The following is a 16,114-nucleotide window of genomic DNA, read 5'->3' as shown; positions in this document are numbered from 1 at the left end:
AAACCGTTTAGTTTTCAAATTTATTATATAGCTTTACAGTAAAAAATCAATTGGTATAATGAACGATATTTTAGTCGAAATAAGCAAAATATTATACAAAATTAACATGCACCTCATTTATCTAAAATAGGAATTATAAAAATTGATATCAAAATATATGAAATTAGAAGAGTTAATGTAGGAATAATAAACCCAAATAGCAATAATTTAATGTTTCTTTTATGTCTATTTTTTTTATGTCTTTTGAACCTTGTATTTCTCAATGATTACCTCCAAAATATAAAATAGTATTTTTGGCAGTGTTTTATTAAAAAAATTCAAATATGCTAAGTTTTTGGTCTGTCATAAAGTTAAACTATTACAATTAACTTGATTTCTATTTCAGTAGTCCATATAATTATCAACTGGGAAAGTTGAGCAAGTAAATTAAAACAAAAAAAGCCTAAACAATTATTTATAAATTTGTGATTAATGTTATAATAACTATATTATTACACAAATAAGAATTTTTATTTACCAAATGGAAAATTATGTTTATTATTATTTAGCACAGCTGTTTAGTACTTAGAGAATTGGATTTCAAAATTATATTAGCTGGCAACAAAATGCTTACATATTAATATGTATAAATATAAATTTACATAAAAGGAGTACTTAGTTATGAATAATAAAGTTTTATGGATTACAAGAACAGCGGCACTTACAGCCTTACTTATTGTGATGCAGGCTGCTACTTCATCCCTTGGCAATACCTTAGTTACTGGTTCAATTGTCAATTTGATTTTAATTGTTTCAGTTATGACTTGTGGCGTGTCTACGGGAATAACAGTGGGGATAATTTCACCTGTGTGTGCAAAGCTTTTTGGTATTGGACCATTTTGGTCGTTAATTCCATTTATAATTGCGGGTAATATTGTGTTGATAATTCTGTGGCACATTATTGGAAATTGTAAGATGGAAAAGTTTAAGTTGTCATATGTTCTTGCATTGATTGTGGCAGCAGTTGCTAAATTTTTAGTCTTATATTTAGGGATTGTCAAGCTTGCAATTCCTGTTTTCTTGAAACTTCCTGAACAAAAGGCTATTGTTGTGTCAAATATGTTTTCCATTCCGCAATTGATAACTGCCCTTATAGGTGGTGTTCTTGCCTTAATAGTACTGCCTGTGCTGAAGCGCGCTATTAAGTTTAAAGGATAAAGCTAAAACCAACTCAAACTTAGCACTAAAATTTAATTAATTAATTAATTCATGCATTTAAATTTAATCAATTAATTCATGCATTTAATTTGTAAACAAACTTTTGTAAGGAAGAACACAGTATGCTTTATTATGTTTACAAATATTATACAAACTTTCCTTTGCTAATATTATGCAAATTAAAGAGGTATTGACACAGTAAAATTGTGAGAATATAATTAATAGAAGATGTTAAAACTAACTTAAATATTGAAATTAGCGTTGATGAGAAGAGTAGGTAAGAAACAGGGCTTCAGAGATTGAGCACATTAGCTGAAAGTGTTCAAGCCTATGCTTTACTGAAGACCACCTCTGAGCTACATCGTTGATTACGTTATAATCCTTGTACAAAATGCAGATTATTAATAAATTTATTGATATGAAAATATCAAAATGAAATATTAATATGAAAATTTTTTTATTCAATAAATACATTTTGTGCAAAATGAGCAGCAAGTAGGGTGGAACCACGAGAATAACTCTCGTCCTTATATTATATATATGGACGGGTTTTTTTTATTTGGTGATTATAACACAAGTTCTACTATTAAAAGCTATGGATAAAAGCTATGGAAATTAAAGCAGGATTTCTATACAGGCAAAATTCCACTACATCTATTTTAACTTGAAAGCTTTAGTAAATGGATGATATAACAACTTAATTTTAACAAATAGATAAGAAAAATAAAACGGAGGTATATGCTATGATAAAAATTACTTTAAAGGATGGCAGCACAAAAGAGTACCAAAAGGGTATTACAATAAAAGAAGTTGCTGAAAGCATTAGTGCAGGTTTAGCTCGAGTGGCACTAGCAGGTGAGGTTGATGGAAAAGTAAAAGATTTAGGTTTCAAGCTTGAAGAAGATTGTAATTTAAACCTTTTGACATTTGATGACGAAGGCGGAAGGTTAGCTTATAGGCATACTACATCACATGTTTTAGCTCAAGCTGTAAAGAGACTATTCCCAAATGTTAAGCTAGCAATAGGTCCTGCAATTGATAATGGTTTTTATTATGACTTTGACACAGAAAAGAATTATACACCTGATGATTTGATTAAAATTGAAAAAGAAATGGAGAATATTATAAAAGAGGATCTCCAATTAGAAAGATTTACTCTTCCTAGAGATGAAGCTATCAAATTTATGGAAGAAAAAGGCGAATCATATAAAGTAGAGCTTATTAGAGATTTGCCAGAAGACGAAGAAATATCTTTTTACAAGCAGGGTGATTTTGTAGACCTATGTGCTGGCCCTCATTTGCCTTCAACTGGAAAAATTAAAGCAATAAAGCTTATGAGTGCTACAGGTGCTTATTGGAGAGGTAATGAGAAAAATAAAATGCTTCAAAGAATATATGGTACTGCATTTCCTAAGAAAAGCCAGCTTGATGAATATCTTTTTAGAATGGAAGAGGCTAAAAAGCGTGACCATAGAAAGCTTGGAAAAGAATTGGATTTGTTTGACATATTAGATGAAGGACCAGGATTCCCATTCTTCATGCCTAAAGGAATGGTGCTTCGTAATTTACTTGAAGATTTTTGGCGCAGTGAGCACAAAAAAGCAGGATATCAGGAAATTAAAACACCTATGATTCTAAACAAGGAACTTTGGATTAGATCAGGTCACTGGGAAAATTATAAAGAAAATATGTATACTGTAGAAATAGATGAGCAGGATTTTGCAATTAAACCAATGAACTGTCCAGGAGGTATTTTAGTATACAAAAGAAAGCTTCATTCATATAGAGATCTTCCAGTAAGAGCGGGTGAACTTGGACTTGTACACAGACATGAGTTGTCTGGGGCTCTGCATGGATTAATGAGAGTAAGATGCTTTACTCAAGATGATGCTCATATATTTATGACACCTGAGCAAATTAAAGATGAGGTAACAGGTGTAATTAACTTAATTGATGATTTCTATAAGGTGTTTGGATTTAAATATAATGTTGAACTTTCAACTAGACCAGAGAAATCAATTGGTTCAGATGAAATGTGGGAATTATCTACAACTGGACTTAAAGAAGCGTTAGAAGCTAAAGGTATAAACTATAAAATAAATGAAGGTGACGGTGCCTTCTATGGACCTAAGATAGACTTCCACCTTGAAGATTCTATAGGACGTACATGGCAGTGCGGAACTATACAGTTAGATATGAATTTGCCAGAGAGATTTGATTTGACCTATGTTGGTGCTGATGGAGAAAAGCATAGACCAGTAATGATTCATAGAGTTGTATTTGGAAGTATTGAAAGGTTTATTGCTATTTTGACAGAGCACTTTGCAGGTGCCTTCCCAGTATGGCTTTCACCAGTTCAGGTTAAAATATTGCCACTAGTTGACAAGCATCATGACTATGCATATGAGGTCAAAAAGATACTTGAACAGTATGATATTAGAGTTGAAGTTGACACAAGAAATGAAAAAATAGGCTATAAGATTAGAGAGGCTCAGATGGAAAAAACACCTTATATGCTAGTAATTGGTGATAAGGAGATGGAAAACAATGCTGTAGCTGTAAGGTCCAGAAAAGAAGGAGATCTTGGAGCACTATCAGTTCAGGATTTTGTAAATAAAATAGTTGAAGAAATAAAAACTAAGGCAAAATAAGCATTAAAATATGAAGATGCTGCAAGCTGCTAAATGAAAGTTGAGCATGTTAATAATATTAGTAATAATGTGGTGTTACTCAATTAACAAACGGAGTGGATTTTGGATTGATATGTTTGATATATCAGTCAGCCATATTGATAATATTATAATATTAAAAACAAGGCAATCAAGCTGCTGATAGCATCCGCTTGCAATTCAATGTTTAATTAGTTTATAAGGTGGAATCTGAGAGGATTTCACCTTTAGTACTTTTGAGAGGATGTATTATTTTTTAATTATATTGATAATAATTAAAATGAGTTGATTATTCAATTTATTTATACAAATTAGAATGACTAGTATGTTATAATGTGTTTTGTGAAAAACTCAACTAATTATACTTATAGAAAATGTAAAAACTGCTATGAACAGTAGCCTTAAACAGTCCTTGGAGAGGGACTATAAACACTACTACTTTATAATACGAGTGAGGATAATTTAAATGCATCAAAAACTGCTGTCAATAATAGTTCCTGTTTACAATGAGCAGGAAGTTATAGATGAAACATTTAGAAGATTATCTGAAGTATTCAAGGACTATTTTATGAAAGTTGAATACATTTTTATAAATGATGGAAGTAAAGATAACACATACTTCAAACTTGGGCAAATTGCGAAGAATAACCCAGAGGTTCGTATTATAAATTTTGCAAGAAATTTCGGCCATCAAATAGCCATTACCGCTGGTATGGATTATGCAAAGGGTGATGCTGTTGTAATAATTGATGCTGATTTGCAGGATCCTCCTGAGGTTATTCTGCAAATGGTTGAAAAGTGGCAAGAGGGCTATGAGGTAGTATATGGAAAAAGATTACAAAGAGAAGGTGAAACCTTTTTTAAGAAGTTTACTGCAAAAATGTTTTATAGATTTCTTGATCGTATGACGGATGTAAAGCTTCCAGTTGATGTTGGTGATTTTAGGTTAATAGACAGAAAAGTATGTGATGCAATGAAGGGTTTGCCTGAACGTTCAAGATATGTTAGAGGATTGGTGAGTTGGGTTGGTTTTAAGCAGACAAGTGTGGAATATAAACGAGAAAAGAGGTTTGCTGGAGAAACAAAATATCCTCTCAAGAAAATGATAAAACTTGCGGGAGACGGCATTTTTTCTTTTTCATATAAACCATTAAAGCTGGCAACCTTTACTGGCATGATTATTTCAGCCTTTAGCTTTATCTATCTTATAGTGGTTTTAGTACAGAAGTTTATAAAAAATGATGTTGCATCTGGATGGGCATCTTCAATGGCAGTATCTTTGTTTTTTAATGGTGTTATGCTCATTGTTTTAGGTATTATGGGAGAATATGTGGGAAGAATATATGAGGAAGTGAAGGCTAGGCCGCTATATATAATTGGCGAGTTAATAGGCTTTCCTGATAATAATGATGAAGAGAAGGATAATAAGAATAAGAAGGTTAATTGAGACAGATAAAGATGTATATTTATATTGAGGCGAGAAAATGTCACTACTATTATAAATGTTGAGTAGCATTTGGTTTTAAGGTTTTGAAAATATCTCCTGCTTAAGTTATATGTACCTCGCTTTTATAAAGGACAGATATTGCTTTGGTTTTTTATCTGCGGACGCCACTTTGGTTTATATGCGCTGAGAATATTTCATGCCTTGCTTACATACCGCTGATTAAAGAATAATTTATATAAAAGAATAATTTATGAATCAGAAAGCTTCATTTTAATCAGGTGTGAAAAATTTACTGGAGGTGCTGAGTTCATATCATTTCTTTATATTGCTATGTGAAGAGTGATATGGATAGAGGAATGGCGAATTATTTTAGAACTGTTGATAATACAAAATTTGGAGCCATTCTTAACAAGATAATTATTTCAATATTAGCCGTTTTTTCATTATATTTAATTTATCTCAATTTTTATTATTATCTAATAGACGGCAATAAGAGATATACTATTTGTACTTTATTGGCTTTAAGTGTATTTGTATTAATACACTTTTTATCCTGCTATATAAAAATTTCACATAGAGCTTTTGCTATAGTAATTTTTCTTATGGTCATTTTGTCAAAGGGCATATTAATTTTTTTCACAGACACAAAGCCAGTTTCCGATTTTGCAGTTTTTTATCAGTATGCTGCTAAACTATTAAATGGTGAAAAGTCCTTTCAAGATATATTGTATTTTAAGACTTGGGCATATCAAACAGGACCGGTTATATATTATGCAGCTTTAATGAAGCTGTTTGGAACGGGATTATTTCCGTTAAAGATGGCGAACTGCTTCTTTATGGCTGGTACAAATGCGCTTATATACCTTATAGCTCATAAAATATCAAATGATTTTACTGCAAGAGTGGTATCAATTTTATATCTTTTATATCCCGCTCCATATTTTTTGACAACAGTATTAACAAATCAGCACTTCGCAGCGTGTATGTTTCTGCTATCTATTTATATACTGCTTTTGAAAGGACAAAATTGGGGTGTTAAAAGCATTGCTGCAGGAGCAGTAATTGCTTTAGGAAATGCAGTTAGACCTATAGGTATTATTATTTTAGCTGCTTTAATATTGTGTGGGATTATAGAGAAAATTGCAAATGGTAAATGGCTCATGCTGGGGAGTACTATATTGGTACTTATTTCTTGTTTACTGGTAAGCTATGGCTGCTCAGCTTTGGTAAAATATACTGGTATTAATTCAGAAGGATTGGCAAATAACTTTCCTCTTTGGAAATTTGTAGTTGGCCTAAACTATGAGACTAAGGGACAATTTTCCTTTGATGATGAAAACAATATCTTTAACATACAGGATTTTAATGAGAGGGATAATGCAGCAAAACAGGTTATTAAGCAGCGCATGTCTGCAGGAATCAGAAAACTTGCTGTATTGATAAATGAAAAGCAAAAAATAATGTGGGCTGGAACAGATTCCTTAAGTTGGGGATTTTATCAAAAAATAGACGGACAACTTGTGCCTTCAAACCAAGTAAAAAAGATTGAACCTTTTGTACTGAAATATGAAAAAATATATTATATATTTATTTTTTTACTTATGTTTATAGGTCTTTTCAGAATTCTTGTGAATAATAAAATAAATCAAGGCATTTTACTGCTTTCATTGATACTTTTATGCTATTTCGGCATACACTTTTTTATTGAAATACAAGTGAGATACAGGTATTTTGCAGTTATTATAGTATTTATTATGGCGGCTAAGGGAAGTGAAATGCTGCTTTGCAGATGCAGAGGATATAGAAAAAATATTAAATATATTAAAGAGGATAATTGCGAATAATAACAATTTTAATATAAAAATATTTTATAATTCTAGTATTCGACAGTTCGATGGATTTGTTATAATATAAAATTTGTGAAATAATATCAAAGTAACAAAATTATTTTTATAAGCTACTGAACTGATTTGAACTGATAAGAAAACTGTTTATATAAATGTTATTTTTGAACATAAAAGCTTACAATCGTTAATGAACTATTAGGAGGAAGAGCATAATGAAACAATACCTTGATTTATGCAGGCATATTTTAGAAAATGGAGTAAAAAAAGAAGATAGAACTGGTACTGGCACAATTAGTACATTTGGTAATCAGATGAGATTTGACCTGCAAGCTGGGTTTCCTGTGGTTACTACTAAAAAGCTGCATCTTAAATCCATAATTTATGAACTTTTATGGTTTTTAAACGGAGATACAAATGTTAAATACTTAAGAGACAATGGAGTGACTATATGGGACGAATGGGCTGATGAAAATGGCGATTTAGGCCCTATATACGGTCATCAGTGGAGGTCTTGGCCTACTTCTGATGGAAGAACCATTGACCAACTAAAAGATGTTATTAATCAAATAAAAAATAATCCTGATTCAAGAAGATTGATTGTTAGTGCGTGGAATGTTGGAGAGATAGAAAAAATGGCTTTACCTCCTTGTCATTGTTTTTATCAGTTTTATGTTGTAAATGGTACACTATCATGTATGCTTTATCAAAGAAGTGCTGATGTATTTCTTGGAGTTCCTTTTAATATAGCATCTTATGCACTTCTTACAATGATGGTTGCACAAGTGTGTGATTTAAAGCCTGGAGAGTTTGTGCATACTTTAGGTGATACGCATATATATTTAAATCACATTGAGCAGGTAAAACTACAGCTTACGCGTGAACCCAGAAAACTCCCTAAAATGAACATTAATCCTAATGTAAAAGATATATTTAGCTTCAAATATGAGGACTTTACATTAACAGACTACGACCCTCATCCTCATATAAAGGGGGCCGTTTCAGTATGATCTCATTAATATTTGCGATGGGAAAGGATAATTCAATTGGTTACAAAAATAAATTGCCATGGCGCTTACCAGCAGATTTAGCCTACTTCAAAAAGGTTACAATGGGGAAGCCTGTTATTATGGGCAGAAAGACTTTTGAATCTTTAGGAAGACCATTGCCAGGGAGAACAAATGTTGTAATTACCAGAAATAGAAATTTTATGCATGAGGGATGTATAATAGTTGAATCAGTGGAGAAGGCTAAAGAATTAACTAAGGATAAGGAATGCTTTATAATAGGCGGTGCAGAAATATATGATGCTTTTATGCCTATTGCAGATAAAATGTATATAACTGAAATAGATAGTTCCTTTGAAGCAGACACTTTTTTTCCCCAGATTGATTATGCTAAGTGGAAGCTTATATCTAGCGAGCCAGGGGTGAAAAACGAAGATAACCCATATGACTACAAGCACTTGGTTTATGAGAAAAAAACTTAAAAGTTTTTTTAAAAAAGTTTAGCAAAAAAATTGACAAAAATAAAATCATCTGATATCATAGATATGCAAAACAAGAAGAAGTTTTCCACTTCTCACCTAGTGAACATTTGATTTACAAGGTTAATATCAATTCCTTACGTTAAATACGTTCAAGACTTAGATATTATTGTGGATATTTCTTCTATCCACTTTTTTTATTGTATTTTATAATTATCGGGACTTGGAAAGTAACTCTTCCAGCCTATTAAATTTCGGAGGTGTCAGTTATTAGCAAAAATGAATTAATGATCAATGAGGAAATTCGAGATAAAGAGGTCAGACTTATAGATGCTGATGGTACTATGCTTGGTATTGTGGCAATTAAGGAAGCCCAGATGCTTGCAAATAATAAAAATCTTGACTTAGTGAAGATTGCGCCGCAAGCTGTGCCGCCTGTTTGTAAGATAATGGACTATGGTAAATATATGTTCGAACTTGCCAAGAAAGAGAAAGAAGCAAGAAAAAATCAGAAGATCATAAATATTAAAGAAGTTAGATTCTCACCTTCAATTGAAGACCATGACTTTGAATTCAAGGTTAAGAACGCTTATAAATTCTTGCAAAATGGAGACAAGGTTAAGGTATCAATCAAATTTAGAGGAAGAGAAATGCACTACACCTCAATGGGCAATGAGATACTTGATAGGTTTGCAGAAGCAGTAAAGGATGTTGGAATAGTTGAAAAAAAACCAAAACTTGAAGGCAAAAGTATGATAATGATACTTAATCCAAAGCAGTAGACAGGAGGAGAAAATTATGCCAAAGTTAAAAACGCACAGTGCTTCAAAGAAAAGATTTAGAGTTACAGCTAATGGTAAGATAAAGTTTGGACATGCTTGGAGAAGCCACAGACTTGTTTCTAAGTCTACAAAGGCTAAGAAGCATCATAGATTGGGTGCTTACGTTTCAGACGCAAATTTAGCTACAGTAAAGAAACTTATTCCATATAAATAAGAAGGAGGGCATAGGGTTATGGCAAGAGTAAAGGGTGCGATGAGAACTCGTGCAAGACGTAGAAAAGTGCTAAAACTCGCAAAGGGATATTTCGGAGCAAAGAGTAAACTCTTTAGAATGGCTAAACAAGCCGTTATGAAATCCGGAAATTATGCATATAATGATAGAAGATTAAAAAAGAGAGATTTCAGACAGCTTTGGATAGCAAGAATAAATGCTGCTGCAAGAATAAATGGTTTATCATATAGCAAATTTATTGGTGGTTTGAAAAAAGCAGGAATTGAACTTAACAGAAAAGTTCTTGCTGATATGGCGGTAAATGATGCTGATGCATTTGCTCAACTTGCTGAGATGGCAAAGAGTGCTAAATAATTAAAATGATAAATATAGGGAGTCCTTAATAGGACTCCCTTTTTGAATAGTTTAGTTTTTATATAAGTTTAATTAATTAGAATACAAAGGTAATTGTGTTATACGTTTCATATCGTTTGAAATTAATTGAGGTTTAGATAATTATCTAAACTTCAATGGCATTTTATTTTTTAGCATAACCCTCTGCTGGGCAAATATGAATTTTGTCAATACTTCTAAGTCGCGAGAATGGATTTTTATGAAGTGCATACCTACCATATATTTGTTGCCATCTTTACGCAGAGAACGTTTTACTTGAGCAAGAACTCTGATTTTTGAGTTTTTATCCAAATTTACTATAATATATAAAATGGTACCGGCTTCAAGAGGTGCGTCAAGATGCAGAGAAATACCATTACTACTTATATTTGTAGTTGAAGTATCCCAAAAAACTGCATTGTTTATATCAGGGAAATTAGGACTATCAGAATTGATCAATTCTGAATCCACTATAGCGTATTTACAGATGAGTGCTGTTTCTAGCCTATATGCTTCTCTTCTTTGTACCTTCTTGATTTCACTGACTATAGTTATATCAAATGCTTCAACAGGGCCATTTTTTCTATGTCCCTTTACTATAGCACTAAAGAATAAAAAATCCTTATTCTCATCTAAAAAATATACAAACAAATCTAAACCTATGTTAAGGTATTTAAATGTTCCATCACTAATTGGAGCAGCAATACTAACTGTTTTATTATCAATAATGTCAATCAACTGACTGGAGTAAGTGTCTGAGGAATCGCTGCTGGTAGTGTGAGGTATTTTTATTTCTAATTTAGTACCTACTTCTAATTTGTTAGTATCCATTTATATATATCCATTAATATATTTGTGCCTTGAATTATGGATAAAATTCCTATTATAATATTGGCACATGCATGAGTTTTATCATTTTATTTAGTATTTTAACCTGTTTCCACGACAGAATTGAGGCACAAAAATGATATGACGTGGAGCAAACTAGATTCAAGAATTATTGTTGATATACTTAAATATTTTTTGGCTAAAATACTATATAATTTTAAGTTAGTATGTTTTAAAAAAGTCTATTGCTAATAAATTATTACTAATTACATTATATGTCACAAACAAATATTTTTCACTATTTTTTTTATTATAAAATTTTAAATTTAAAGTAATAATTAAATTTGCTTGATATTTTTTTGTGACTCAACTTTCCAAGTTAAGTTGTTTGTATGTATTTTCAGATGCATAAAATTATCAATGAAAGTATGATAGCAAAAACTTGGGCGTTTGCTCTAGCTGTGATAATGGCTTAAACTTATAAATGGAAAGTTTGTTAGTAACAAAGAGGATACGTATTGATGTGAACATACAACCTTGACTGTTTTTGAAAAAACTGTTATTGTATTTCTATGAAGAGAGATTGATTGAATATTTAAGTGAATATTTAATTGAAGTATTTAATTGATTTATTTAAAAGTCAATTACACTTTATTCTATCAGTCTTTGTACGTTTTATCGTAAAATTGGCTTGGAGTTAGCTTTAAGGGATTTGCGTTTTTATTGTTAGGAGATTTATTGATTATGAATTCCAAAATAAAGGATGAACATACAGATAGCCTTTTTGACGCTATCTTACTATTAGAAAATAGAGAAGAATGCTATAAATTTTTTGAGGATATTTCCACAATATCTGAGATTAAAGCACTAGCTCAAAGGCTTGAAGTAGCCAAGATGCTTCGAAATAAGAGAACCTATACTGAAATAAGTGAGCAGACTGGTGCTAGTACAGCAACAATTAGCAGAGTAAATAGATGCTTAGTTTATGGTGCTGATGGGTATAATCTTGTTTTAGACAGACTAGAGGAAAAGGATAAGGATAAGTAGCATACATGATGTTAAGAAAAATATTTTTAAGCATAATAATATTGTCTGCTTTTGCTTCCGAAAGTGGGGTATCTTATTCTGAGGAATTAATTAACTTCTACTTGGTTAATCTTACCTATTTTGATATAAAGCAGGATGACCTAAACGCTGTCTCTGATTATACTATAAATAAGACGGATGCAGTAGAAAAAAAGGGTACTCCAGCAGCTTTTTACAAACTGATTTCTCAGGAATCTATTGATGCAAAGACTCCAAATATAAATAATGGCTCAGTGCCTTTATGGATATTGACAACAGCTATTTGCTTAGTTGTGTTCAGTGTTGTATTTATTTACTTAAATAAAAAAATATTCATTTTTACAAGGCTTGATTTATTGTGTCTTGCAGATTCTTCGCCACCAGCTTTTTGCTGATTTCTTTTTTTTCGATTATCATACAATTTTATATGGAATGTTTTTTGAGAAATAAGCTTGGTATTGCTGATGTGGCTTGCTAAGTAAACTTCTTGTATTTAATATTTTTTATAGCTTAATGATGAATAGAATAATATAAACAGCTTTCAAAATAGCTAGTATGCTGTATTGTGATATACAGTTATAAGTTGCTGGAGTTGTAAAAGTAGCTATAGCAAGCTGGCAGTCTTAATACTTGCTAAGCAACTGCTATTATTTAATGAGAGTTGATGTGTTAATAAAAAATAAACAAATCAATGTATTTGTGAATGGAGAGTATAATTATGGGAATTAAAAGTATAGTTGAAAAAATAATAGGAACATATAGTGACAGAGAATTAAAAAGAATTTATCCAATTGTTGACCAAATAGATGCATTAGAACCTTCAATTCAAAAACTTACTGACGCTGAGTTAAAGGCTAAAACACCTGAATTTAAAGAACGTCTTGCTAATGGCGAAACTCTTGATGATATATTGCCTGAGGCTTTTGCTGTAGTTCGTGAGGCTTCAAGAAGAGTGTTGGGAATGAGACATTTCCGAGTTCAGCTCATTGGTGGTATTGTTCTCCATCAAGGAAGAATATCCGAAATGAAAACTGGTGAAGGTAAAACTCTTGTTGCTACATTACCTGTATACCTTAATGCTCTTGCCGGCAAGGGCGTTCATGTTGTAACTGTAAATGATTATCTTGCTAGACGTGACAGTGAATGGATGGGCAAGGTATATAGCTTTTTAGGCTTAACAGTTGGTCTAATAGTACATGACATGGAAAATGATGCGAGGCGTGCTGCATATAACTGTGATATTACCTATGGAACAAACAACGAGTTGGGCTTTGACTACCTTAGAGACAACATGGTTATTTATAAGCAGGATATGGTTCAAAGAGAATTGCACTATGCTATAGTGGATGAAGTTGACTCAATCCTCATAGATGAAGCTAGAACACCACTTATAATTTCAGGTCAAGGAGATAAATCCACTGATATGTATAAGCGGGCTAATTCCTTTGCACTTACATTAAAGGCAAGGGTTATTAAGCAAATGGATGATAAAGTTGATAACGATGAAATGTTTGATGAGGACTATATTGTTGATGAAAAGGCGCATACAACAGTACTTACTGCAAATGGTGTTAAGAAGGCAGAAAAATATTTTGGTATAGAAAATTTATCAGATCCTGAGAATATGACTATATCCCACCATATTAATCAAGCAATTAGAGCACATGGCTTAATGAAAAATGAAAAGGATTATGTCGTTAAAGATGGAGAAGTAATTATTGTTGATGAATTTACTGGAAGATTGATGTACGGAAGAAGATATAGTGATGGTCTGCATCAAGCCATTGAAGCAAAAGAAGGTGTTAAAGTTGAGAGAGAGAGTAAAACTCTTGCAACAATAACATTCCAAAACTACTTTAGAATGTACACAAAGCTTGCAGGTATGACAGGTACAGCTCAAACAGAGGAAGATGAATTTAACACAATATATAAATTGGATGTAATAGTTATACCTACAAATAAACCGCTGGCAAGAAAAGACCTTCCAGATGTTGTTTATAAAAATGAAAAAGGTAAATTAGATGCAGTTATTGAAGATATTGTAGAGTGCCACAAAAAGGGTCAGCCTGTGCTGATTGGTACTATTTCTATTGAAAAATCGGAATTACTTAGCACAATGCTCAAGAGAAGGGGAATTCCTCATCAGGTATTAAATGCAAAATATCACGAAAAAGAAGCAGAAATCATTGCTCAGGCTGGAAAGCTTGGTGCTGTTACTATTGCTACTAATATGGCAGGTAGAGGAACAGATATTGTTCTTGGTGGTAATGCTGAATTTATGGCTAAGCAGGAAATGAGAAAAATGGGCTATCCTGAAGAATTGATTAGTGCTTCTACCAGCTATAATGACACAGATGATGAACTTATTTTAGAGGCTAGAGAAAGATTTAGAACTCTTAATGAAAAATATAAGGAAATTACCAATGCAGAACGTGAGAAGGTTTATGCAGCAGGTGGACTTCATATTATAGGTACTGAGAGACATGAATCAAGGCGTATTGATAATCAGCTGCGCGGACGTGCTGGACGTCAAGGTGACCCTGGTTCTTCAAGATTCTATATATCCTTGCAGGATGATCTCATGAGGCTGTTTGGTTCAGAAAGATTGACAAAGATTGTTGAGACTTTAGGTCTTGAAGAGGATCAGCCAATAGAACATAATATGCTGACAAATGCTATTGAAGGTGCACAAAAGAAGGTTGAAGGAAGAAACTTTGATATTAGAAAGAGAGTTCTCCAATATGACGATGTAATGAATACTCAAAGAGGAGTTATTTATGAGCAGAGAAAAACTGTTCTTAATGGAGACAATCTTAGAGATTCATTTATTAAAATGTTTGAAAGTATCATAGACAATGTTATTGCTACCTACTGTGCTGAAAGCGAGTATGCTGATATGTGGGACTGGGAAGCAATGATTGCATATCTTGAAAGTGTATTCTTACCTCAAGGTGCTTTAACTTTAAGTAATGAAGAACGTAGCTCCTTTGACAAGATAGACTTGAAAGAAAAGCTTATGGAAATTGTTGAAAAAATATATGAGTTCAAAGAGGCCGATATTGGAGTTGAACTCATGAGAGAATTGGAAAGAGTAGTTCTGTTAAGAGTAGTTGACCAAAAATGGATGGATCACATAGATGCAATGGATCAATTAAAAAATGGAATTGGTCTCAGAGCATACGGGCAGAGAGATCCTGTTGTTGAGTATAAATTTGAAGGCTATCAGATGTTTGAAGAAATGATAAAGAGTATACAAGAGGATGCGATTAAATTACTTGTAAGATCAAGAATTGACAGAGAGCATGCTCCACAGCGTGAAAAGGTTGCAGAACCAGTAAATGCTAGTCATGGAGATGAACCTAAAAAGCCTGTTACAAATAACAATAAAGTTGGAAGAAACGATTTATGCCCTTGCGGAAGCGGCAAAAAGTATAAAAAATGCTGCGGAATAAATGAGTAGCAGAGTTTTTGATTATGAGTTTTACAAGCATCAGTGATACACAGTTTTATGTATTAATAAAGCAACTAAAATCTGTTTGACTTATTATATAAGTTAAGCAGATTTTTTTTATATCAAATACAATACGCATTACTATGACTATATTATTGAAATAAGCTTAAAGAAGTAGAAACTACATTTTGTGTTTTATTTTTTTGCAGGTTTTTGATTATTATTTGCGGAGCAGGTAATATATGCGAAATGGCTTAGGTTTACTGCAATGAAGCAGAGTTTTTTCAACTGAATTATTTATCAAATTTTTATGTTCAAATTGGAGTTTTGTATTAGGATTTTGCATTGTTTAGTTTATTAATTTGAATATATTACTAATTGTTATATCCATATTTGGGAGAAGCTTGATAAAGGTTTAAGTCTTTTTAAGAAAAATACTTTTTTAATAATAAAAAATATTATCCATAAAAATTTAATCTTCCTAAAAAATTTATTTAATTTGAATTATAATTTAGATATAGAGACTATTTTATTGATAAATTGAGTGTATTTAAAACTCGTAAACAAATGACAAACAAGTAAAAATATGTGCATGGCATTTCAAATGTACTGTTTTATATAATATAAGTAGAATACTCTTATAAAATTATATGAGAATATTTGAATTTTGTATTTACTTTGCATTGATATTGTTTGTCAGGTATTAATGCAAAGTTAGCATTCCTAAGCTAAACGTTTAAC

13 protein-coding genes are annotated in these 16,114 nt (G+C 31.9%); 12 read left to right on the top strand and 1 reads right to left on the bottom strand.

The window, feature by feature from the left end; translation table 11 throughout:
• Positions 1-660: 660 nt before the first annotated feature.
• The 9 genes from EHE19_RS13280 to rplT all read left to right on the top strand — a co-directional run bounded on the left by EHE19_RS13280 (position 661) and on the right by rplT (position 10,011).
• On the top strand, positions 661-1,197 hold the full coding sequence (locus EHE19_RS13280) for an ECF transporter S component (RefSeq protein WP_137698335.1): 537 nt from the start codon (positions 661-663) through the stop codon (positions 1,195-1,197).
• A 743-nt stretch (positions 1,198-1,940) separates the two neighbouring features.
• Positions 1,941-3,848, top strand: a complete 1,908-nt coding sequence (thrS, locus tag EHE19_RS13275; RefSeq protein WP_137698334.1) for a threonine--tRNA ligase — start codon at positions 1,941-1,943, stop codon at positions 3,846-3,848.
• Positions 3,849-4,332: 484 nt separating this feature from the next.
• On the top strand, positions 4,333-5,313 hold the full coding sequence (locus EHE19_RS13270) for a glycosyltransferase family 2 protein (RefSeq protein WP_137698333.1): 981 nt from the start codon (positions 4,333-4,335) through the stop codon (positions 5,311-5,313).
• A 344-nt stretch (positions 5,314-5,657) separates the two neighbouring features.
• Positions 5,658-7,157: a hypothetical protein gene (locus EHE19_RS13265; RefSeq protein ID WP_244648241.1), complete on the top strand. Its 1,500-nt coding sequence runs from the start codon at positions 5,658-5,660 to the stop codon at positions 7,155-7,157.
• Positions 7,158-7,372: 215 nt separating this feature from the next.
• A complete protein-coding gene (locus EHE19_RS13260) occupies positions 7,373-8,167 on the top strand; it encodes a thymidylate synthase (RefSeq protein ID WP_137698332.1) in 795 nt (264 codons plus the stop codon).
• On the top strand, positions 8,164-8,646 hold the full coding sequence (locus tag EHE19_RS13255) for a dihydrofolate reductase (RefSeq protein WP_137698331.1): 483 nt from the start codon (positions 8,164-8,166) through the stop codon (positions 8,644-8,646). Before EHE19_RS13260 ends, EHE19_RS13255 begins: the two co-directional genes overlap by 4 nt.
• Positions 8,647-8,930: 284 nt before the next feature.
• A complete protein-coding gene (gene infC, locus EHE19_RS13250) occupies positions 8,931-9,425 on the top strand; it encodes a translation initiation factor IF-3 (RefSeq protein WP_244648240.1) in 495 nt (164 codons plus the stop codon).
• A gap of 16 nt (positions 9,426-9,441) precedes the next feature.
• A complete protein-coding gene (gene rpmI / locus EHE19_RS13245) occupies positions 9,442-9,639 on the top strand; it encodes a 50S ribosomal protein L35 (RefSeq protein ID WP_137698329.1) in 198 nt (65 codons plus the stop codon).
• A gap of 18 nt (positions 9,640-9,657) precedes the next feature.
• Entirely contained in the window at positions 9,658-10,011 is a 354-nt protein-coding gene (rplT, locus tag EHE19_RS13240) for a 50S ribosomal protein L20 (protein ID WP_137698328.1), read from the top strand.
• A gap of 141 nt (positions 10,012-10,152) precedes the next feature.
• On the opposite strand, the gene EHE19_RS13235 is transcribed toward rplT, so the two are convergent.
• Complete coding sequence (locus tag EHE19_RS13235) at positions 10,153-10,860, bottom strand: flagellar brake protein (protein WP_137698327.1); 708 nt, start codon at positions 10,858-10,860, stop codon at positions 10,153-10,155.
• A 741-nt stretch (positions 10,861-11,601) separates the two neighbouring features.
• Between EHE19_RS13235 and EHE19_RS13230 the strand changes: the two genes are divergently transcribed.
• The 3 genes from EHE19_RS13230 (at position 11,602) to secA (ending at position 15,382) form a co-directional block, all read left to right on the top strand.
• Complete coding sequence (locus EHE19_RS13230) at positions 11,602-11,904, top strand: YerC/YecD family TrpR-related protein (RefSeq protein WP_137698326.1); 303 nt, start codon at positions 11,602-11,604, stop codon at positions 11,902-11,904.
• A gap of 5 nt (positions 11,905-11,909) precedes the next feature.
• Positions 11,910-12,317 (top strand): hypothetical protein, encoded by a 408-nt coding sequence (locus EHE19_RS13225; protein WP_137698325.1) that lies wholly within the window; start codon positions 11,910-11,912, stop codon positions 12,315-12,317.
• A 323-nt stretch (positions 12,318-12,640) separates the two neighbouring features.
• Positions 12,641-15,382, top strand: coding sequence for a preprotein translocase subunit SecA (gene secA / locus EHE19_RS13220; protein WP_137698324.1), 2,742 nt, complete (start codon positions 12,641-12,643; stop codon positions 15,380-15,382).
• Positions 15,383-16,114: the final 732 nt, after the last annotated feature.

It is taken from the genome of Ruminiclostridium herbifermentans (assembly GCF_005473905.2).
Classification (GTDB): Bacteria; Bacillota; Clostridia; order Acetivibrionales; family DSM-1351; genus Ruminiclostridium; species Ruminiclostridium herbifermentans.
The sequence above is the reverse complement of the archived record's forward strand: the minus strand, read 5'-3'. Positions and strand labels throughout refer to the sequence as shown.

Excerpts from the sequence above, each read along its gene's own strand:
- EHE19_RS13280 (WP_137698335.1), top strand. The coding sequence starts at position 661 with ATGAATAATAAAGTTTTATGGATTACAAGAACAGCGGCACTTACAGCC.
- thrS (WP_137698334.1), top strand. The coding sequence starts at position 1,941 with ATGATAAAAATTACTTTAAAGGATGGCAGCACAAAAGAGTACCAAAAG.
- EHE19_RS13270 (WP_137698333.1), top strand. The coding sequence starts at position 4,333 with ATGCATCAAAAACTGCTGTCAATAATAGTTCCTGTTTACAATGAGCAG.
- EHE19_RS13265 (WP_244648241.1), top strand. The coding sequence starts at position 5,658 with ATGGATAGAGGAATGGCGAATTATTTTAGAACTGTTGATAATACAAAA.
- EHE19_RS13260 (WP_137698332.1), top strand. The coding sequence starts at position 7,373 with ATGAAACAATACCTTGATTTATGCAGGCATATTTTAGAAAATGGAGTA.
- EHE19_RS13255 (WP_137698331.1), top strand. The coding sequence starts at position 8,164 with ATGATCTCATTAATATTTGCGATGGGAAAGGATAATTCAATTGGTTAC.
- infC (WP_244648240.1), top strand. The coding sequence starts at position 8,931 with ATGATCAATGAGGAAATTCGAGATAAAGAGGTCAGACTTATAGATGCT.
- rpmI (WP_137698329.1), top strand. The coding sequence starts at position 9,442 with ATGCCAAAGTTAAAAACGCACAGTGCTTCAAAGAAAAGATTTAGAGTT.
- rplT (WP_137698328.1), top strand. The coding sequence starts at position 9,658 with ATGGCAAGAGTAAAGGGTGCGATGAGAACTCGTGCAAGACGTAGAAAA.
- EHE19_RS13235 (WP_137698327.1), bottom strand. The coding sequence starts at position 10,860 with ATGGATACTAACAAATTAGAAGTAGGTACTAAATTAGAAATAAAAATA.
- EHE19_RS13230 (WP_137698326.1), top strand. The coding sequence starts at position 11,602 with ATGAATTCCAAAATAAAGGATGAACATACAGATAGCCTTTTTGACGCT.
- EHE19_RS13225 (WP_137698325.1), top strand. The coding sequence starts at position 11,910 with ATGATGTTAAGAAAAATATTTTTAAGCATAATAATATTGTCTGCTTTT.
- secA (WP_137698324.1), top strand. The coding sequence starts at position 12,641 with ATGGGAATTAAAAGTATAGTTGAAAAAATAATAGGAACATATAGTGAC.